The sequence below is a fragment of the Pseudomonas sp. FSL R10-2964 genome (assembly GCF_009600035.1).
Classification (GTDB): domain Bacteria; phylum Pseudomonadota; class Gammaproteobacteria; order Pseudomonadales; family Pseudomonadaceae; genus Aquipseudomonas; species Aquipseudomonas bubulae.
Genome location: NZ_WIWH01000014.1, coordinates 70497 through 89621, shown reverse-complemented (window position 1 = coordinate 89621; position 19125 = coordinate 70497). Strand labels below are relative to the sequence as shown.

The 19125-nt window shown below is 58.4% G+C and carries 18 protein-coding genes; 11 read left to right on the top strand and 7 right to left on the bottom strand.

The genetic code is table 11. The features are described from left to right. Positions 1-21 precede the first annotated feature (21 nt). The 3 genes from GHN92_RS10070 to GHN92_RS10060 all read right to left on the bottom strand — a co-directional run bounded on the left by GHN92_RS10070 (position 22) and on the right by GHN92_RS10060 (position 3068). Positions 22-1680: a cation acetate symporter gene (locus tag GHN92_RS10070; protein ID WP_095002116.1), complete on the bottom strand. Its 1659-nt coding sequence runs from the start codon at positions 1678-1680 to the stop codon at positions 22-24. Continuing rightward, entirely contained in the window at positions 1677-1988 is a 312-nt protein-coding gene (locus GHN92_RS10065; RefSeq protein ID WP_095002117.1) for a DUF485 domain-containing protein, read from the bottom strand. Before GHN92_RS10065 ends, GHN92_RS10070 begins: the two co-directional genes overlap by 4 nt. Before the next feature lie 222 nt (positions 1989-2210). After that, entirely contained in the window at positions 2211-3068 is an 858-nt protein-coding gene (locus GHN92_RS10060; RefSeq protein ID WP_095019110.1) for a glycine betaine ABC transporter substrate-binding protein, read from the bottom strand. Positions 3069-3359: 291 nt separating this feature from the next. On the opposite strand from GHN92_RS10060, the gene GHN92_RS10055 reads away from it, so the two are divergent. Beyond that, a complete protein-coding gene (locus tag GHN92_RS10055; protein WP_153379985.1) occupies positions 3360-4910 on the top strand; it encodes a beta (1-6) glucans synthase in 1551 nt (516 codons plus the stop codon). Positions 4911-5008: 98 nt separating this feature from the next. On the opposite strand, the gene GHN92_RS10050 is transcribed toward GHN92_RS10055, so the two are convergent. Then, positions 5009-5371 carry a hypothetical protein gene (locus GHN92_RS10050; RefSeq protein ID WP_095002120.1) on the bottom strand — a complete coding sequence of 121 codons (363 nt, stop codon included), beginning with the start codon at positions 5369-5371 and terminating at the stop codon, positions 5009-5011. Positions 5372-5602: 231 nt separating this feature from the next. On the opposite strand from GHN92_RS10050, the gene GHN92_RS10045 reads away from it, so the two are divergent. Further along, the gene (locus GHN92_RS10045) at positions 5603-6901 is read left to right on the top strand and encodes a serine/threonine protein kinase (RefSeq protein ID WP_095002121.1); all 1299 of its coding nucleotides are present in this window, start codon (positions 5603-5605) and stop codon (positions 6899-6901) included. Then, a complete protein-coding gene (locus GHN92_RS10040; protein ID WP_095002122.1) occupies positions 6894-7682 on the top strand; it encodes a VacJ family lipoprotein in 789 nt (262 codons plus the stop codon). Before GHN92_RS10045 ends, GHN92_RS10040 begins: the two co-directional genes overlap by 8 nt. Before the next feature lie 104 nt (positions 7683-7786). On the opposite strand, the gene GHN92_RS10035 is transcribed toward GHN92_RS10040, so the two are convergent. Beyond that, on the bottom strand, positions 7787-8932 hold the full coding sequence (locus GHN92_RS10035; protein WP_095002123.1) for a patatin-like phospholipase family protein: 1146 nt from the start codon (positions 8930-8932) through the stop codon (positions 7787-7789). A gap of 15 nt (positions 8933-8947) precedes the next feature. Beyond that, the gene (locus GHN92_RS10030) at positions 8948-9880 is read right to left on the bottom strand and encodes a lipid A biosynthesis lauroyl acyltransferase (RefSeq protein WP_133144923.1); all 933 of its coding nucleotides are present in this window, start codon (positions 9878-9880) and stop codon (positions 8948-8950) included. 119 nt (positions 9881-9999) lie between these two features. On the opposite strand from GHN92_RS10030, the gene minC reads away from it, so the two are divergent. The 7 genes from minC to GHN92_RS09995 all read left to right on the top strand — a co-directional run bounded on the left by minC (position 10000) and on the right by GHN92_RS09995 (position 16863). Next, complete coding sequence (minC, locus tag GHN92_RS10025; protein WP_095002125.1) at positions 10000-10740, top strand: septum site-determining protein MinC; 741 nt, start codon at positions 10000-10002, stop codon at positions 10738-10740. A gap of 199 nt (positions 10741-10939) precedes the next feature. Then, the gene (gene minD / locus GHN92_RS10020) at positions 10940-11752 is read left to right on the top strand and encodes a septum site-determining protein MinD (protein WP_029611321.1); all 813 of its coding nucleotides are present in this window, start codon (positions 10940-10942) and stop codon (positions 11750-11752) included. Between the two features lie 3 nt (positions 11753-11755). Continuing rightward, entirely contained in the window at positions 11756-12010 is a 255-nt protein-coding gene (gene minE / locus GHN92_RS10015) for a cell division topological specificity factor MinE (RefSeq protein WP_016780154.1), read from the top strand. Positions 12011-12100: 90 nt separating this feature from the next. Then, complete coding sequence (locus GHN92_RS10010) at positions 12101-12736, top strand: RluA family pseudouridine synthase (RefSeq protein ID WP_095002126.1); 636 nt, start codon at positions 12101-12103, stop codon at positions 12734-12736. A 173-nt stretch (positions 12737-12909) separates the two neighbouring features. Then, a complete protein-coding gene (locus GHN92_RS10005) occupies positions 12910-14199 on the top strand; it encodes a M18 family aminopeptidase (protein WP_153379983.1) in 1290 nt (429 codons plus the stop codon). Positions 14200-14404: 205 nt separating this feature from the next. Beyond that, a complete protein-coding gene (locus tag GHN92_RS10000) occupies positions 14405-14587 on the top strand; it encodes a hypothetical protein (protein WP_095002128.1) in 183 nt (60 codons plus the stop codon). Positions 14588-14703: 116 nt separating this feature from the next. Further along, on the top strand, positions 14704-16863 hold the full coding sequence (locus GHN92_RS09995; protein ID WP_095002270.1) for a mechanosensitive ion channel domain-containing protein: 2160 nt from the start codon (positions 14704-14706) through the stop codon (positions 16861-16863). A 110-nt stretch (positions 16864-16973) separates the two neighbouring features. Here the strand turns inward: GHN92_RS09995 and GHN92_RS09990 are convergent, their stop codons facing one another. After that, positions 16974-17693: a UTRA domain-containing protein gene (locus GHN92_RS09990; protein WP_095002129.1), complete on the bottom strand. Its 720-nt coding sequence runs from the start codon at positions 17691-17693 to the stop codon at positions 16974-16976. A 346-nt stretch (positions 17694-18039) separates the two neighbouring features. Between GHN92_RS09990 and GHN92_RS09985 the strand changes: the two genes are divergently transcribed. Then, the gene (locus GHN92_RS09985; RefSeq protein WP_095002130.1) at positions 18040-19107 is read left to right on the top strand and encodes an ABC transporter substrate-binding protein; all 1068 of its coding nucleotides are present in this window, start codon (positions 18040-18042) and stop codon (positions 19105-19107) included. The last annotated feature ends 18 nt before the right edge of the window (positions 19108-19125 follow it).

Sequence of the window (19125 nt, the reverse complement as noted above, 5' to 3'; positions counted from 1 at the left end):
AAACATACTGTCTATTACGGATTAATGATCCACCGCACCGCTCGCCCCCAACCCCGTCTGCGAACGCACAAACTGCGGGAAGAACAACGCACGCTCCTTCTCTGCCGATTTGGACTTGTCCGTAATGGAGAAGAACCAGATACCCGCAAACGCGATGATCATGGAGAACAGCGCCGGGTACTCGTAAGGGAAGATGGCCTTTTCATGATGCAGGATCTGCACCCAGATGGTCGGGCCCAGGATCATCAGGCCAACCGCGCTTACCAGCCCCATCCAGCCGCCTATCATGGCGCCACGGGTGGTCAGGTTTTTCCAGTACATGGATAGCAGCAAGACCGGGAAGTTGCAGCTCGCAGCAATGGAGAACGCCAGGCCCACCATAAACGCGATGTTCTGGCTTTCAAACAAGATACCCAAGCCAATTGCCAGTACCGCCAATGCAATAGTGGTGATCTTCGAGACCCGAATCTCTTCCTTGTCGTTGGCCTTGCCCTTTTTGATCACGCTGGCATACAGGTCATGGGACACCGCAGAAGCGCCCGCCAGGGTCAGCCCCGCAACAACCGCCAGAATGGTGGCGAAAGCCACTGCCGAAATAAAGCCCAGGAACATGCTGCCGCCAACCGCGTCCGCAAGGTGCACAGCCGCCATGTTGTTACCACCCAGCAAGGCGCCAGCCGCGTCCTTGAAGTCCGGGTTGGTACTGACCAGGATGATTGCGCCAAAACCGATGATAAAGGTCAGGATATAGAAGTAGCCAATAAAGCCCGTTGCGTAGAACACGCTCTTGCGCGCTTCCTTGGCATCGCTCACGGTAAAGAAGCGCATCAGGATATGTGGCAGGCCAGCAGTACCGAACATCAGGGCCAAACCGAGGGAGAATGCAGAGATAGGATCTTTGACCAACCCGCCCGGGCTCATGATTGCTTCACCTTTAGGGTGAATCTTCACTGCTTCGGCGAACAGTGCGTTGAAGTCAAAGTTCACATGCTTCATGACCATCACGGCCATGAACGTGGCACCCGACAGCAACATGACCGCCTTGATGATTTGCACCCAGGTAGTTGCCAGCATGCCGCCGAACAACACATACATGCACATCAGGATACCTACCAGGATCACCGCAACGTGGTAATCCAGACCAAACAACAACTGGATCAGCTTGCCGGCACCGACCATTTGCGCAATCAGGTAGAACGCTACCACCACCAGCGAACCACAGGCTGACAACGAGCGAATCTGGGTTTGCCCCAAGCGGTACGAGGCCACATCGGCAAAGGTGTATTTGCCCAGGTTGCGCAGACGCTCTGCAATCAGGAACAGAATGATGGGCCAGCCCACCAGAAAGCCGATCGAATAGATCAGGCCGTCATAGCCGGACGTGTACACCAGCGCGGAAATACCCAGAAAGGAGGCTGCCGACATATAGTCGCCGGCAATCGCCAGACCGTTCTGGAAACCGGTAATCTTGCCGCCAGCTGCATAGTAATCGGCTGCCGACTTGTTGCGTTTCGATGCCCAGTAAGTAATGCACAGGGTCGCACCCACAAAGACGACGAACATGATGATCGCCGAAATATTGAGCGGTTGTTTTTGCACTTCCCCAGTCAGGGCCTCCCCCGCCCAAACTGCCGGTGCAAGGGCTGTAGCGCCCAGCGTTGCCAATAAGCGCCCGATCATTGCCCAGCCTCCTTGAGAATTGCATTGTTCAGCTCATCAAACTCGCCATTGGCCCTGCGTACATAGATACCGGTCAGGATAAAGGCCGAAACAATCAGCCCCACACCAATCGGAATACCCCAGGTAATGGACGAATCGGGACTCAGTTTGGTCCCCATGATGTGCGACCCATAAGCAATTAACAGGATAAAAGCGGCATATAACCCGAGCATGATTGCCGAAAGAAGCCAGGCAAAACGCTCTCTCTTTTTTACCAGCTCCTTGAAGCGCGGGCTGTTTTGAATCGAGATATAAATGCTGTCGTTCATTATTTTTGTCCTCGCAGCACAGATGAGATGGAACGTTTTCACTATTAGGGCGGCGCAAATTCTATTCCAGACGACTTTAGTAGTAGAGCCTCTGATTTGCTGCAGCCCCCGGTTTACCTAGCCTGCAAGGACGATGACAACCATTGCCCCGCCCGAAAATGCAAAAACCGCCTGGCGAAAACACCAGGCGGTCTTGTGTACTGCGAGCTAGACGCTTCGCGATTATTTATCGGTCCACTGGGCAACACGCTCCGGGTGTTTGGCAACCCACTCTTTGGCCGCCACTTCAGGCTTGGCACCTTCTTGAATGGCCAGCATCACCTCACCAATTTCGTCTTTTGAATTCCAGGAAAACTTCTCCAGAAATGCCGCAACTTCCGGCGCTTTTTTATTCAGCTCCTTGCTGCCGATGCTGTTAACGGTTTCTGCGGCACCATAAACGCCTTTGGGATCTTCAAGAAAACGCAGTTTCCACTTGGCAAACATCCAGTGCGGCACCCAGCCGGTGACGGCAATCGGTTCGTTCTTGGCATAGGCACGCCCAAGCTCCGAGGTCATGGCCGCCCCGGAACTTGCCTGCAACTTGTAACCCTTGAGGTCGTAATCCTTGATGGCCTCATCGGTTTTAAGCATGACACCCGACCCGGCATCGATACCGACAATTTTGTTTTTAAACTCATCGCTGCCCTTCAAGTCAGCAATCGACTGTGCCTTTACGTATTCAGGCACGATCAGGCCAATTTTTGCATCTTTGAAGTTGGGCCCGTAATCGACCACCTTGTCCTTGTTCTTGGTCCAATATTCGCCGTGGGTCACCGGCAACCAGGCGGACAACATGGCATCGAGTTTGCCCGTGGCCACCCCCTGCCACATGATGCCGGTGGCTACCGGCATCAATTTCACGTCATAACCCAGCTTCTGTTTAATCACCTCTGCCGCGACATGGGTGGTGGCCACGCTGTCGGACCAGCCATCCACATAACCTATATTCAGGGTCGGTTTGTTCTGCGCGCTCGCCAAACCCGCACTCATCGCCAGCACCAAGACTGCTCCTGCGCTCAAAATTCGTCGCATCTTCATCTTTGATTCCCCACAGTGCCGGGCCCGACGAGTGCCGGGCCACTTCAAGATTCCTGCAAGGCTTTACAGCCTCGTATCACTTGCTCCGGATAATCAACCGCGCCTGTTTAGCGTCCTGCTCTGACGACGACCCCCATACAACCAGCAGCGACATGGCGATCACAGCCAAATTGATGCGTGCGGACGCTGGACGGCCAGACTGACAAACATTAGATGTCAAAATCATACACAGGCGCTGCGCCTGCTCAATTGCAGGTAAGATGCGCGGCTTTGCTCCCATACGGCCCGACCATGTCTGCGACTGTCCGCTTCCCCGTGCTGCCTTATCTCCTTGCCTGCCTGCTGGGCGCATTTGCCATTGCCGGCTTCTGGTACGGCCTGGGCCAACCGGTGATATTGCCCGATGCAGCAACACCGACCCATAAACTGCAATGTGCATCCTATACGCCGTTCGATAAGGACCAGTCGCCGTTCGACCAGCCTTTTGTGCCACGGGCAGAGCGTCTGGATGCCGATCTGGCGTTGCTGGCCACGCGCTTTCAATGCATCCGCACCTATTCCCAGGCGGGCCTTGAAGCTCTGCCCGAGCTGGCACGCAAACACGGGCTCAAGCTGATGGCAGGCGCCTGGGTCAGCCGCGACCCCGTGGCCACGGAGCAGGAAGTGCAAGCCCTGATCGCTTCAGCCAATGCCAACCCGGATGTGGTCAGCGCAGTGATAGTCGGTAACGAAGCCTTGCTGCGCAAGGAGGTCACTGCCCCGCAGCTGGTCCGGCTGATCGACAAGGTGAAAAGCCAGGTCAAGCAACCGGTGACGTATGCAGACGTTTGGGAGTTCTGGCTGCAACACCCGGAAATTGCCCCGGCCGTGGACTTTCTGACCATCCACCTGCTGCCTTACTGGGAAGATGACCCTGCCGGCATTGACCAGGCGGTACAACATGTAGCGCAGGTTCGCCAGGTATTCGGCAACAAGTTCGCCCCCAAAGATATCCTGATCGGCGAGACCGGCTGGCCGAGCGAAGGTCGCCAGCGGGAAACTGCCCAGCCAAACCGGGTAAACGAAGCAAAATTCATTCGTGGATTTGTCACCCTGGCCGAACAAAACGGCTGGAAGTACAACCTGATCGAAGCCTTCGACCAACCCTGGAAGCGTGGCAGCGAGGGGGCGGTAGGCGGCTACTGGGGTTTGTTTGATGCCGATCGCCAGGACAAGGGTATCCTCGCCGGCCCGGTATCCAACCTGCCGCACTGGCCGGTCTGGCTGGGCTTTGGCGCCGTCCTGTTTGTGGGCACACTGCTGATTGGCGGCCGGGTCCGTACAAAACGCGCCGCTCTGACACTGCCAGCACTGGGTGCGGTGGCGGGATGCAGCATCGTGGCATGGGCCGAGCTGGCGTCAGTCACCAGCCGCTTTGCTGGCGAGTGGCTATGGGCTGGCTTGCTGGTTGGCCTGAACCTGATCGTACTGACCCATGGTGCATTGGCCCTGGGCCAGAAAGACGGCTGGCGAGAACGCCTGTTCAACGCACTGGAGCGCCGTGCGGGCTGGTGGCTGGCAGCCGCCGGGTTTGCCGCAGCGGTGATGATGCTTGGGCTGGTGTTTGAACCGCGCTATCGAAGTTTCCCGAGTGCCGCCCTGCTCCTGCCTGCACTGGTTTATCTGCTACGCCCGGTGGGCGGCCCGCGCCGTGAGTTCGGCCTGCTGGCCTTGATCATCGGGGCAGGCATACCGGTGCAGCTGTACCGCGAAGGCTTGCACAATGAACAGGCCTGGATGTGGGCGCTGGTCAGCGTACTGATGGTGATGGCGCTGTGGCGCAGTGTGCGCAAGCGCGCATGACACCTTTCTAGTGCAATCCCCCTGTGGGAGCGAGCCTGCTCGCGAAGGCCTCAAAGACCTTTCGCGAGCAGGCTCGCTCCCACAAATGTTTCAAACTCTTACTTCGCGGCCCGCACCAGGCGCAACCCGGCGATCACCACGGCAAACACTGCGAGGCTGGCGTTATACAACGCCAGTGCGGGCAGGCCGAACAGCAGGGCCAGCACCGCCAGTGCGCAGCCGACACGACCACGCACGCAAAAAGCAATAATCGACAGCACCAGCGCGACCCAGCCCAATACCCGGAAATGAATCAACAAGCCCAGGTTTGCCCGCAACTGGCATTCCCAGCGCGCAGCCTCTGCCACACAGGTCCCCACCCACTGCGAGTCCTCCATCAAGCCGTATCGCAGCCCATAACTGGCGAGCAACCATACAGGCAGAGCGATAAGCAGCAAGATCCACGGCAAACGAGGTCGCATAACAAACTCCGATAGGCAAAAACGGCGCCCAGCTTAATCCCCATCTACAGCTATACAAGCCTTGCAATCAGATATCTGTTAACTAAAGTCATTCAGCGTGTATCTTGAGTGACTTTTTGCCTGTTCGGGACTGTTTGGGGAATTATTTAGTGCCATTGAATGGCACTTCAGTACGAGCCCTGTGGTCATAGCCTGCGAAACTTTTGCGCATCTTATTTAGGGATAGCCTCCATGCTCCGTTCTCTGCCCTTCGCTGCCTTACTGGGCGGCCTTATCTTGAGTGCGTCCGCGCAGGCGGTCGATGTCGACCCCGCAACGTATGGCTACCCGATAACCAATCCGTTTGAAGCTACGATCGCCACCACTCCGCCGCAAATGCGCCCGCTGCTGCCCGACGAAGATGATATCAACCAGTCGGACTACACCCTCAACCTGCGCCCTGAACGTGAGCACATACTGCCGGCCAATTTCTGGGCGGTGAAAAAGCTCACTTACCGCATGGCCAAACAGGATCACCCGGCGCCCTTGATGTTCCTGATTGCCGGCACCGGTGCTGCCTACGACAGCAGCCTCAACGAATACCTTAAAAAGCTCTTCTATCAGGAAGGCTATCACGTCGTTCAGCTGTCATCGCCCACCAGCTATGACTTCATGAGTTCGGCCTCGCGCCTGGCCACACCCGGCATCAGCCAGTACGACGCCGAGGATTTGTATCATGTGATGCAGGCTGTACGCGCCCAACAGGCCAAATTGCCCGTTACAGACTACTACCTCGCGGGTTATAGCCTGGGTGCGCTGGATGCTGCCTTTGTCAGCCACCTGGATGAAACACGCAAAAGCTTCAACTTCAAAAAAGTGTTGATGCTCAACCCGCCGGTCAATCTCTTCACCTCCATCAGCAACCTCGACAAGCTGGTGCAGACCGAGGTCAAAGGCATCAACAACTCCACCACGTTCTACGAACTGGTGCTGGGCAAGCTGACCCGCTACTTCCAGGATAAAGGCCGGGTCGACCTCAATGCGGCACTGGTGTATGACCTGCAAAACTCCAAGGAGCGCCTGACCAACGAGCAAATGGCCATGCTGATCGGCACGGTGTTTCGTTTCTCGTCAGCCGATATCGTGTTCACCTCGGACCTGATCAACCGCCGTGGCCTGATCACCCCGCCGAACTACCCGATCACCGAGGGCACCAGCCTGACACCTTTCCTCAAGCGTTCGCTGCAGTGTGACTTTGACTGCTACCTGACCGAGCAGGTGATCCCCATGTGGCGCGCCAAGACCGATGGCGGCAGCCTGCTGCAGTTGATCGATCAGGTCAGCCTGTACGCCCTGCAGGATTACCTGAAAAACAGCCCGAAGATTGCCGTCATGCATAACGCCGACGACATCATCCTGGGCCCTGGCGACCTCGGATTCCTGCGTAAAACCTTCGGTAATCGCCTGACGGTTTACCCCTATGGCGGCCATTGCGGCAACATCAATTACCGAGTCAACGCTGACGATATGCTGGAGTTCTTCCGTGGCTAAACAATTATTGCTTCTCGCCGCCCTGCTCGGCGCCGGCTTCGCCCAAGCCGACAACAGCAAAGCTCACACGGAACTGACCCCCGATGTCGACGGGTTTACCCAGCCGTTGAAACTGTTGAAGTTCAATCCGGGCCTGGATCAGCGTGAGTTCGAGCGCGCCACCATGAACGCTCTGAGCATCTATGACCCGCTGGAGCCGATCAACCGCAGGATCTACCATTTCAACTACCGCTTCGACCAGTGGGTGTTCCTCCCGGTGGTCAATGGCTATCGCTATGTCACGCCCAGTTTTTTGCGCACGGGTGTGAGCAACTTCTTCAACAACCTGGGGGATGTCCCCAACCTGTTCAACAGCCTGCTGCAGCTCAAGGGTCATCGCTCGATGGAAACCACAGGGCGCTTGTTGCTGAATACGACCATCGGCATCGGCGGGCTGTGGGATCCGGCCACAGCCATGGGCCTGCCCCGTCAAAGTGAAGACTTCGGCCAGACCCTGGGCTTTTATGGCGTACCCGGCGGTGCATACCTGATGCTGCCGATCCTTGGCCCGTCGAACCTGCGCGACACCACGGGCCTGGTGGTCGACTATGGCGTCAACCAGGAGATCAACTTCCTGAACGTGCCGCACGAGAGCACTCGCCATCCCGAGATCTGGGTGCTGGGCGCTGTCGACAAACGCTATACCACCAGCTTCCGTTATGGTCAGTTCGACTCGCCATTCGAATACGACAAGCTGCGTTACATCTACACTGAAGCGCGCAAATTGCAGATTGCCGAGTAAACCTGTAGCCGCTGCAACAGATTGCGATGGGTTGCGCAGCGACCCCGAGGAAGGGCCGGCGGCCCTTATCGCAGCCTGCGGCAGCGGCTACAAAAGCGAGTAGTTCAAACCCGCAAAAACTGGCACAGCGCATCGCGCTTGGCCATCGCATCGCGTCGCCCCAACTCGATCAACTCCCGACAATAACCCGCCTCGAACAGCAGGTAGCTGAGCACCCCTGCACCACTGGTTTTGGTCGCACCGGGGCCACGCAGGAACATGCGCAGCGCGGCCGGCAGCTCATGCCGATGGCGGGCCGCGATTTCGTCTATAGGCTGGCTCGGCGCAATCACCAGCACCTCCACGGGGGACAAACCGAGGTTGTCGGATTGCCTGGGCAGCAGGCGACTGAAGTGATTGAGCCGCTCAAGCAGCTCGATATCGCTTTCCAGGCTGTCGATAAACGTACTGTTGAGCATATGCCCGCCAATTTGCGCCAGCGTCGGTTGTTGAGCGTTGTAGTAGTGCGACTGGCCGGCCTGAAGGTCCGGCCCGCGCGGGTTGCCGCTCACCCCCACCACCAGCACCCGGTTGGCTCCCAGATGCAGCGCCGGACTGATTGGCGCCGACTGCCGCACTGCGCCATCGCCAAAATACTCTTCGCCGATTTTGACCGGAGCAAACAGAAGAGGGATGGCCGAACTGGCCAGCAGATGTTCAACCGTCAAAGCGGTGGGCATGCCGATGCGCCGATGGCGCAACCAGCCATTGATGGTGCCCTTGCCTTGATAAAAGGTCACCGCCTGACTGGAAGAATAGCCAAATGCAGTAACCGCGACAGCCCGTAGGTGATGCCCGGCAATCGCCTGTTCAACACCGGGGAAGTTGATCCGGTCCTGGAGCAGATCGCGCAAGGGCGAACTGTCGAGCAGCGCCACCGGCACATGCGAGCCTAGCCCGAGCAGACTGTGAGCAAAAAAACGCGTGGCCTGGTGCAAAACCCCCGACCAGTCGCTGCGTAGCACGCGCCTGCTTTCAAAGCCCTGCCAGAACAGGGTCAGGTGCTCGACCGCGCGGGTGAAATCCATCGCCCCGCTAGCCAGGCTGACCGCATTGATCGCGCCCGCTGACGTCCCGACAATCACCGGGAACGGGTTGATGGCACCGGCAGGCAGCAACTCGGCAATCGCCGCCAGCACGCCGACTTGATAGGCCGCCCGCGCACCACCACCAGACAGTATCAGGCCCGTCACCGGCGCAACCGCAGTCACGCCAGTGCGGCCGCCTCAGCCGCGTTTGTCGTACAGTTTCGGCTCGCCGGGCGGGCGGGTCTTGAAGCGGCGATGGGCCCACAGATACTGCTCGGGGCATTCACGCACCGCCCGCTCAACCCATTGATTGATTCGCAGGCAATCAGCCTCATCGCTTTCTCCGGGGAAATCCCTCAGTGGCGGATGAATGACCAGCTTGTAACCACTGCCGTCGGCCAGTCTTTGTTGAGTAAAGGGCACAACCTGCGCTTTGCCCAGTTTGGCGAACTTGCTGGTGGCGGTAACAGTGGCCGCCTGGATACCGAACAAAGGCACAAAGATGCTCTGCTTGGCGCCGTAGTCCTGGTCGGGCGCATACCAGATCGCCCGCCCTGAGCGCAGTAGCTTGAGCATTCCGCGCACGTCATCACGTTCGACAGCCAGCGAATCTACATTGTGCCGCTCACGGCCACGACGCTGGATAAAGTCGAACAGCGGGTTTTTATGTTCGCGGTACATGCCGTCGATGGTGTGTTGCTGACCCAGCAAGGCAGCGCCGATTTCCAGGGTGGTAAAGTGAAGTGCCATCAGGATTACCCCCTTGCCTTCAAGCTGAGCCTGCTTCAGGTGCTCCAGCCCCTCGACATGGGCCAGCTTGGCCAGACGCGGTTTTGACCACCACCAGCTCATGGCCATTTCAAAGAAGGCGATACCGGTCGAGGCGAAGTTGTCCTTGAGCAACTGCTTGCGCTCGGCGCGGGTCTTTTCAGGGAAACACAATTCAAGGTTGCGCGTGGCAATACGTCGGCGATCACCGGCCACCCGATACATCAGGGCGCCGAGACCACGGCCGATACACAGTTGTACTTTATAAGGCAGTTGCACGACCAGCCACAGCACGCCGAGACCCAGCCATAGCAGCCAGAAACGCGGATGAAAAAAAGCGGCACGAAAACGCGGGCGATCCATTAATGATTCCGGACAGACACAAGGGTCGGCCATTCTACATCGTTAGACCCGGCTTGCGGCCTGCCGGCGTTCTCGTTATAAGTCTCAGCACTTTAAGTGACAAGTCGCGTTAAGCAACCATGAGCCAAACCGAATCGCTAGACCAAGCCCCCGTGTTCCAGCTTAAGGGCAGTATGCTCGCCATCACGGTGCTGGAACTTGCGCACAACAACCTTGAAGCCCTGGACCGCCAACTGGCCGCCAAAGTGGCCCAGGCCCCGAATTTTTTCAGCAATACCCCGCTGGTACTGGCGCTGGACAAGCTGCCCGCCAGTGAAGGCGCCATCGATTTGCCGGGGCTGATGCGCGTCTGCCGCCAACATGGCCTGCGCACCCTGGCCATTCGCGCCAACCGCATCGAGGACATCGCTGCCGCCATTGCCATCGACCTGCCTGTACTGCCACCCTCCGGCGCCCGTGAGCGGCCGATTGATCCGGTTGAAGTGGTGGTCGAGGCAAAAAAACCGGAAAAACCGCCAGAGCCGGCGATCAAGCCGACCAGGATCATCACCAGCCCGGTACGCGGCGGCCAGACGGTGTATGCCGAAGGCTGTGATCTGGTGGTGATCGCTTCAGTCAGCCCCGGTGCGGAACTTATGGCCGATGGCAACATCCATGTGTACGGGCCTATGCGGGGCCGCGCACTGGCCGGGCACAAGGGCAACACCAAGGCACGGATTTTTTGCCAGCAGCTGAGCGCCGAGCTAGTGTCAATTGCGGGCAAGTACAAGGTATCCGAAGACCTGCGTCGGGATCCTCTGTGGGGAACAGGTGTTCAGATCAGTCTGTCAAGTGACATGTTGAACATCACCCGGCTTTAACGGATACTCTCGCCATTTTCCAAGCATCTCAAAATCGTAGTGAAAACAGACTTTTCCTTGTAGGGACAAGCAATCAGGCAGCGTTTACACAGCGTAAACGCGACTTGAACAATGACCCGCCAAGGCTGTTCACCTGCAGTCGTTCATAGAGATGTTATTCAGGGGCTAAAAAGTCCTTTTTCCTTAGGGGTGAAACACCTTGGCCAAGATTCTAGTGGTTACATCCGGCAAGGGTGGTGTGGGTAAGACCACCACCAGCGCCGCTATCGGTACCGGCCTCGCTCTGCGCGGCCACAAAACAGTGATCGTCGACTTTGACGTCGGCTTGCGTAACCTCGACCTGATCATGGGTTGCGAGCGCCGCGTGGTGTATGACTTCGTCAACGTGGTCAACGGTGAAGCCAACCTGCAGCAGGCGCTGATCAAAGACAAGCGCCTGGAAAACCTCTACGTGCTGGCCGCCAGCCAGACCCGTGACAAGGACGCGCTGACCAAGGAAGGCGTCGAAAAAGTTCTTATGGAGCTTAAGGAAACCTTCGAATACGTGGTCTGCGACTCCCCGGCCGGTATCGAAACCGGTGCCCACCTGGCCATGTACTTCGCTGACGAAGCGGTAGTCGTGACCAACCCGGAAGTGTCCTCGGTACGTGACTCGGACCGCATGCTGGGCCTGCTGGCCAGCAAGTCGCGCCGCGCCGAACTGGGCCAGGATCCGATCAAGGAACACCTGCTGCTGACCCGCTACAACCCTGATCGCGTTTCCAAAGGCGAAATGCTCGGCGTTGAAGACGTCAAAGAGATTCTGGCCGTGGCCCTGCTGGGCGTGATCCCGGAGTCCCAGGCTGTTCTCAAGGCATCCAACCAGGGCGTGCCAGTGATCCTTGACGATCAAAGCGACGCCGGTCAGGCCTACAGCGATGCCGTTGATCGCCTGCTGGGCAAAACCGTGGAGCACCGGTTCCTTGATGTACAGAAGAAGGGATTCTTCGAGCGCCTGTTTGGAGGCAACTAAACAATGAACATTTTTGACTTCTTTCGTACCCGCAAAACGCCAACAACCGCGTCGGTGGCGAAAGAGCGTCTACAGATCATCGTGGCGCACGAGCGTGGCCAACGCAGCACCCCGGACTACCTGCCTGCCCTGCAAAAAGAGCTGGTCGAGGTGATCCGCAAATACGTCAACATCGGCGACGATTCTGTACAGATCGCCCTTGAAAACGAAGGTAGCTGCTCGATTCTGGAACTCAACATCACACTGCCAGATCGTTAATCGATCCGGCGGGCACCACGGCGACCTCGGTGCCTTCCCTGCAGGGGAGGCTCCTTTGTCGCCGTTGGCGTTTTTCAAGAGGCTGTTTTAATGCCGTTGTCCAATATTCACATTATCCATGAGGACGCTGGCGTTCTGGTGGTCAACAAGCCGACCTTGCTGCTTTCGGTGCCGGGTCGGGCCGATGACAACAAGGACTGTTTGATTACCCGCCTGCAAGAAAACGGCTACCCCGAGGCGCGCATTGTCCACCGTCTGGATTGGGAAACGTCCGGTATTATTTTGCTGGCGCGGGACGCTGACACTCACCGTGAGCTTTCCCGCCAGTTTCACGACCGCGAAACCGAAAAGGCCTACACCGCACTAGCCTGGGGCCAGCCCGAGCTGGACAGCGGCAGCATCGATCTGCCCCTGCGCTACGACCCGCCGACCAAACCCCGGCACGTGGTTGACCATGAATTCGGTAAAAACGCACTGACCTTCTGGAAGATCCTGGAGCGGTGTGGCGATTACTGCCGCGTTGAGCTGACACCGATTACCGGCCGTTCGCACCAGTTGCGCGTGCACATGCTGTCAATCGGCCACCCGCTGCTCGGTGATGGCCTGTATGCGCACCCGCAAGCCCTGGCCGCATGGCCGCGTTTGTGCCTGCACGCGAGCATGCTGAGCTTCACCCACCCGCAAACCGGTGAACGCCTGCGCTTTGAGTGCCCGGCACCGTTCTAAATACCTACCACCCCTTGTGGGAGCGGGCTTGCTCGCGATACAGGCGACGCGGTTTTGCAGGAACATCGCACTGATGCCATCGCGAGCAAGCCCGCTCCCACAAGAGCTGCATTAGAGAGCCAAATCTTGCGATCAATGCGCTAAACTCGCGGCCTTGCTGTCTGGAGTAACTTATGCGCGAAGAGTTGAACCAAGGCCTGATCGACTTCCTCAAGGCCTCCCCTACCCCCTTTCATGCCACTGCCAGTCTTGTTCAGCGCCTTGAGGCCGCCGGCTACCAGCGCCTCGACGAGCGCGAAACCTGGTTCACCGAAGCCAATGGCCGCTATTACGTCACCCGTAATGACTCTTCCATCGTCGCCTTCAAGCTGGGTCGCCATTCGCCCCTGCACGGCGGTATCCGCATGGTTGGCGCCCACACAGACAGCCCCTGCCTGCGGGTTAAGCCACAACCCGAACTGCAACGCCAGGGCTTCTGGCAATTGGGCGTCGAGGTCTACGGCGGTGCATTGCTCGCGCCCTGGTTCGACCGTGACCTGTCCCTGGCCGGGCGCGTCACTTTCCGCCGCGATGGCAAGGTCGAAAGCCAGCTGATCGATTTCAAGGCGCCGATTGCGACTATCCCCAACCTGGCGATCCACCTCAACCGCACTGCCAACGAAGGTTGGGCGATCAACCCGCAGACCGAACTGCCGCCGATCCTGGCCCAGGTGGCCGGTGATGAGCGCGTTGACTTCCGCGCGCTGCTCACCGACCAGTTGGCCCGCGAGCACGGCCTCAATGCCGACGTGGTGCTGGACTACGAGCTGAGTTTCTACGACACCCAAAGCGCTGCGGTGATCGGCCTCAACGGCGACTTTATCGCCGGTGCGCGCCTGGATAACCTGCTGTCCTGCTACGCAGGCCTGCAAGCCCTGCTCACCACCGAGACCGAAGAAACCTGTCTGTTCGTGGCCAACGACCACGAAGAAGTCGGCTCGTGCTCGGCCTGCGGCGCCGATGGCCCGATGCTGGAGCAAATCCTGCAACGCCTGTTGCCTGAGGGCGACGAGTACGTACGCACGATCCAGAAATCTCTGCTGGTCTCGGCAGACAACGCCCACGGCGTTCACCCCAACTATGCTGACAAGCACGATGCCAATCACGGGCCCAAGCTCAATGCCGGGCCGGTGATCAAGGTCAACAGCAACCAGCGCTACGCCACCAACAGCGAAACCGCCGGATTCTTCCGCCACCTGTGCATGGCCGTGGAAGTACCCGTGCAAAGTTTTGTGGTGCGCAGCGACATGGGTTGCGGTTCGACCATTGGCCCGATCACTGCCAGCCACCTGGGCGTGCGCACCGTGGATATCGGCCTGCCGACCTTCGCCATGCACTCGATCCGCGAACTGGCCGGCAGCCATGACCTGGCTCATCTGGTCAAAGTGCTGAGCGCGTTCTACGCCAGCAACCAGTTGCCGTAAGGCATATTCCTTGAAGCCGCTGCCGCAGGCTGCGATAAGGGCCGCAGGACCTTCGATAAAGCAGGGTCGCTGCGCAACCCGTCGCAGACTGCGGCAGCGGCTTCAAGGTTCTGCGTCTGGCTGATTCATTTTTGATACACATCACCACACATCTGCGCAAACCGACCTAGACTTGGGGCACTCACTTGCACAGGTCCCTCTCACCATGTTTGAAACCACTGCCTTCCACTCCATGATGATTCCAATTATCTGCGGCATGCTGCTGCTGACCATTGGCTTCAACTTTCGCGAACGCAGTAGTGGCATCGGCGTGCTGATGATCTGGGCTGGCATGCTGCTGATATTCGGCACCATCATCTTCAAAATCCTCGCCAAACTGAATGAGTAGCCCCGACATTTTCCCGCCCCGGGCCCGCGATCATTTATTTATGTGACAAGAAATGAATGATCACGGGGCCTAGCGTACACTCGGCCAATTCGCTCCCCCTCGAGGTTGATCGCCCAGTGTTTTCCCGTCTTGTCGCCCTGCCTTGTTTCCTGCTGGTTTGCCTGCTGACGCTCTTGCCCATGACCTCTGCGCAGGCCGTCGGTTTGCCGGGCATGCTGGGCAGTTCGGACAAAACCCAGGCACAACCTACCGAGCCACTGGGCCAATCGCTGGACGAGGTGATCAAGAACCTCGAAAACGATCAGCAGCGCAGCAAGCTGTTGGCCGACCTGAAAAAACTTCGCGATGCCACCAAAAAAGCCCAGCCCGAAGCCGAGATAGGCGTTCTGGGGTTGATCGGCAGCACCCTGGCCGATCTCGAAAAGCAGTTTTCCGGCGATGACAGTCCAACCTATCGCTGGACCAAGGAAATCTCCCAGGCCAAGGAAGAACTTTCTGCATTGATGCTGCCAGCCAATGAATGGCTGCCGATCATTTTTGGCTTTGCCCTGGTCATCATGATCTGGAGCCTGCTGGCCGCCCTGCTGATCTGGGTCAGCCACCGGGTGCGATTGCGATTTGGCCTGAGCGAGGAATTGCCGCAACACCCCAAGGCCGTCGACATGCTGCGCTTTGCCTTGCGCAAGCTGGGGCCGTGGATGGTCGCGCTGATGATCACGGTGTACATGAGTTACTCCCTGCCGTCTTCGCTGGGCAAGGACCTGGCAATGGTGCTGGCGTACGCGCTGGTTATTGGCACCTGTTTCTCGGCCATCTGCGTGATCCTTTTCTCGCTGCTCGATGGCCCCCACCGGCACCGCGCCTTGCATATCCTGCGGCACCAGGCATTTCGCCCGCTGTGGTGGATCGGCAGCTTCGCAGCCTTTGGCGAAGCACTGAGCGATCCGCGACTGGTGGCCACCCTGGGCGTGCACTTGGCGCATACCGCGGCGACCTTTGCCAATGTGATGGCGGCGCTGTCCACCGGCCTGTTTATCATCCGTTTCCGCCGCCCTATCGCCCACTTGATCCGCAATCAACCCCTGTCGCGCCGCCTGACCCGTCGCGCCCTGAGCGACAGCATCGAGATCCTCGGCACTTACTGGTATGTCGCGGCGCTGATTCTGGTGGGCATCTCGCTGGCCGCCACGTTTATCTCGGCAGGCGACACCAGCACCGCGCTGCGCCAGTCGCTGATCTGTACCGTGCTGGTGGTGCTGTGCATGGTGATCAACGGGCTGGTGCGCCGTCATGCGCAAAAGCCGCAACGTGGCCACAAGCGCCATGCGCTGTATTCCGAGCGTCTGAAAAGTTTCGTCTACACCCTGGCCCACCTGATTGTGTGGCTGGTATTCATCGAGCTGGGGCTACGGGTGTGGGGTATGTCGCTGATCGGTTTTACCGAGGGCGAAGGCCACGAGATCAGCGTCAAACTGTTCGGCCTTGGCGGTACGCTGCTGTTTGCCTGGCTGATCTGGATTCTCGCCGACACCGCCATCCACCATGCCCTGACCCGATCGCGCAAGGGCCTGGCCAATGCCCGCGCGCAAACCATGATGCCGCTGATTCGCAACATCCTGTTTGCCGCGATCTTCATCATTGCGCTGATCGTCGCCCTGGCCAATATGGGCATGAACGTCACCCCCCTGCTTGCGGGTGCCGGCGTAATCGGTCTGGCCATCGGTTTTGGTGCTCAGTCACTGGTTGCCGACCTGATCACGGGCCTGTTTATCATTATCGAAGATTCCCTGGCCATCGACGACTACGTCGATGTCGGCGGGCATCTGGGCACGGTTGAAGGGCTGACCATTCGTACCGTGCGCCTGCGCGATATCGACGGCATCGTGCATACCATCCCGTTCAGTGAAATCAAAAGCATCAAAAACTACTCCCGGGAATTTGGCTACGCCATCTTCCGCGTCGCCATCCCCTACAACATGGAAATCGACGACGCCATCAAGCTGATGCGTGAAGTCGGGCAAAAGATGCGTACCGACCCGCTGCAGCGGCGCAATATCTGGTCGCCGCTGGAGATTCAGGGGGTCGAGAGTTTCGAGTCCGGCAGCGCCATTTTGCGTGCCCGTTTCAAGACGGCACCGATCAAGCAATGGGAAGTGTCGCGGGCGTTCAACCTGTCGCTCAAGCGTCACCTGGATGAGGCCGGGCTGGACCTGGCCACCCCGCGCTTGAGTGTGCAGGTGGTGACGGCGGGCAGCGGTATCCTGCAAAAGGATTGAGCCAATAACTTGTGGGAGCGAGCCTGCTCGCGATGATATCGGCCAGGTTCTCCTGACAGACCGCGCAGTATGCATCGCGAGCAGGCTCGCTCCCACAAAAGCAGGTTTGTTCAACGCTCCTGCACATCCACCCCGACATGAATCGCATCATGTCGCCAATACTCCAGATCACAGTCGATCAGCCGTTCGTGCTGGTCGTAATTGACCCGCGCAATGCGCAAACCCGGGCTGCCGGTTGATACCTTGAGCGTCGCTGCAGCCTCTACCGGCAGCGCCGTAGGCACAATCTCAAAACGCACCCGGCCGTAATGCAAATCGTAATGCCGGGCATACAGCTCAGTAATCGACTGCGTCAGATCAAGGTCAAGGATCTGCGGGAAGTACTGCGGATTCAGGTAGTGCTCCACATACAGCACCAGCCGCCCGTCAATCCGCCGGCCCCGGCAGATCTGGATCACGCTGGATAACGCTGGTAGCTGCAAGCGCTCACACACCGCAGCCGTGGCCGGCAGCAGGCGCGCCGATATCACCTCGGTGGTTGGCACTCGCCCCTGGGCCGTGACCATGGCATGAAAGTGGCTGCGCTGCATCAGGTTGTACGCCAGACGCGGCGGCGAAATAAACCAGCCGCGCCGCTCCTCCCGATACACCAGCCCCAGGGATTCAAGCTGTAACAACGCTTCGCGCACGGTGACGCGGGTGGTGGCGAATAACTCGCTGAGTTTGCGCTCGGCCGGCAGCTGACTGCCTCCCGCCAGTAGACCGTGCTCAATCTGCTCTTGCAGCGTGCGACTTATCGCTGTTACCGCCTTGGGTGCACCTTCTCGCATCAACGTTACCTGGCTGGACTAGTCCAGCACCAAAAGTGGGCAAACATGGCCGTCAAACGGTCACTCCCTGAACCTGTCAGCCTAGGCAGAACATATGACTGTTCGATGACAAGAGGGCGCTCATATACCCGTCAAAATGCGCCAAACCCCTTGCCAGCCGGGGCCTTCCCGATGGTCTACGCTTAGCCGGAACACACACGCTGGCTGGCGATATGCCTTGCACAACCAATGCCGACATTAAAGTGTCATCTGCCGGGCTTAAATTGGCTCAGGTATTGCTGACCTAGACCAACCCACCGCAAAAGAGCAATAAAACCCAGCGTTGAAAACGCCCAAGGAGCTTCGGATGAAACAGTTTTTCCTCGCATCACTGTTAGGTTCAAGCATTGCCCTGTGCACATCGGCCATGGCCGCCGATGTCGATTTAAAAGCCCTGGAAGCCGCAGCAAAGGCTGAAGGCACGGTCAACAGCGTCGGCATGCCCGATGACTGGGCCAACTGGAAAGGCACTTGGGCCGATCTGAACAAGCTCTACGGCCTCAAGCACATCGACACTGATATGAGTTCGGCCCAGGAAGTGGCCAAGTTTGCCGCGGAAAAAGACAACGCCAGTGCCGACATCGGTGACGTGGGCGCCGCCTTTGGCCCGATTGCCGTGGCCAAAGGCGTAACCCAGCCGTACAAGCCAACCACCTGGGAACAGATCCCGGACTGGGCCAAGGATAAAGACGGCAACTGGGCCCTGGCCTACACCGGCACCATTGCGTTTATCGTCAACAAGAAGCTGCTGCACGGCTCTGAAGTGCCGACCAAATGGGCTGACCTGAAGTCGGGTAAATACAAGGTCTCGATCGGTGATGTCAGCACCGCGGCACAGGCCACCAATGGCGTGCTGGCTGCAGCCATTGCCAATGGCGGCGATGAAAAGAACGTGCAACCGGCCCTGTTGATGTTTGCCGACATCGCCAAGCAAGGCCGCCTGTCACTGGCCAACCCGACCATCGCCACGATGGAGAAAGGTGAAGTGGAAGTCGGCGTGGTCTGGGATTTCAACGGCTTGAGCTACAAAGCCAAAATGGCCAACCCGGATGACTATGTGGTGCTGATCCCGTCCGACGGTTCGGTGATCTCGGGCTACACCACCATCATCAACAAATACGCCAAACACCCGAACGCCGCCAAGCTGACCCGTGAATTCATCTTCAGCGATGCCGGGCAAACCAACCTGGCGCGGGGCAATGCACGGCCGATTCGTGCCGAGCACCTGAAGCTGCCGGCTGACGTGCAGGCCAAGCTGCTGTCCAACGACCAGTACAAAAATGTCACCCCGATCAAAGACGCCGACGCCTGGGAAAAGACCTCCAAGGCCTTGCCGCAGCTGTGGCAGGAAGAAGTCATCATCAATATGCAGTAACCCTGCGCCTTGATCTGC

What these genes read in the sequence shown, in the direction of transcription:
- GHN92_RS09985 (WP_095002130.1), top strand. Translation starts at nt 18,040, where the DNA reads ATGAAACAGTTTTTCCTCGCATCACTGTTAGGTTCAAGCATTGCCCTG.
- GHN92_RS10045 (WP_095002121.1), top strand. Translation starts at nt 5,603, where the DNA reads ATGCTCCGTTCTCTGCCCTTCGCTGCCTTACTGGGCGGCCTTATCTTG.
- minE (WP_016780154.1), top strand. Translation starts at nt 11,756, where the DNA reads ATGAACATTTTTGACTTCTTTCGTACCCGCAAAACGCCAACAACCGCG.
- GHN92_RS10000 (WP_095002128.1), top strand. Translation starts at nt 14,405, where the DNA reads ATGTTTGAAACCACTGCCTTCCACTCCATGATGATTCCAATTATCTGC.
- GHN92_RS10005 (WP_153379983.1), top strand. Translation starts at nt 12,910, where the DNA reads ATGCGCGAAGAGTTGAACCAAGGCCTGATCGACTTCCTCAAGGCCTCC.
- minC (WP_095002125.1), top strand. Translation starts at nt 10,000, where the DNA reads ATGAGCCAAACCGAATCGCTAGACCAAGCCCCCGTGTTCCAGCTTAAG.
- GHN92_RS10010 (WP_095002126.1), top strand. Translation starts at nt 12,101, where the DNA reads ATGCCGTTGTCCAATATTCACATTATCCATGAGGACGCTGGCGTTCTG.
- GHN92_RS10070 (WP_095002116.1), bottom strand. Translation starts at nt 1,680, where the DNA reads ATGATCGGGCGCTTATTGGCAACGCTGGGCGCTACAGCCCTTGCACCG.
- GHN92_RS10060 (WP_095019110.1), bottom strand. Translation starts at nt 3,068, where the DNA reads ATGAAGATGCGACGAATTTTGAGCGCAGGAGCAGTCTTGGTGCTGGCG.
- GHN92_RS10055 (WP_153379985.1), top strand. Translation starts at nt 3,360, where the DNA reads ATGTCTGCGACTGTCCGCTTCCCCGTGCTGCCTTATCTCCTTGCCTGC.
- GHN92_RS09990 (WP_095002129.1), bottom strand. Translation starts at nt 17,693, where the DNA reads ATGCGAGAAGGTGCACCCAAGGCGGTAACAGCGATAAGTCGCACGCTG.
- GHN92_RS10050 (WP_095002120.1), bottom strand. Translation starts at nt 5,371, where the DNA reads ATGCGACCTCGTTTGCCGTGGATCTTGCTGCTTATCGCTCTGCCTGTA.
- GHN92_RS10030 (WP_133144923.1), bottom strand. Translation starts at nt 9,880, where the DNA reads ATGGATCGCCCGCGTTTTCGTGCCGCTTTTTTTCATCCGCGTTTCTGG.
- GHN92_RS10065 (WP_095002117.1), bottom strand. Translation starts at nt 1,988, where the DNA reads ATGAACGACAGCATTTATATCTCGATTCAAAACAGCCCGCGCTTCAAG.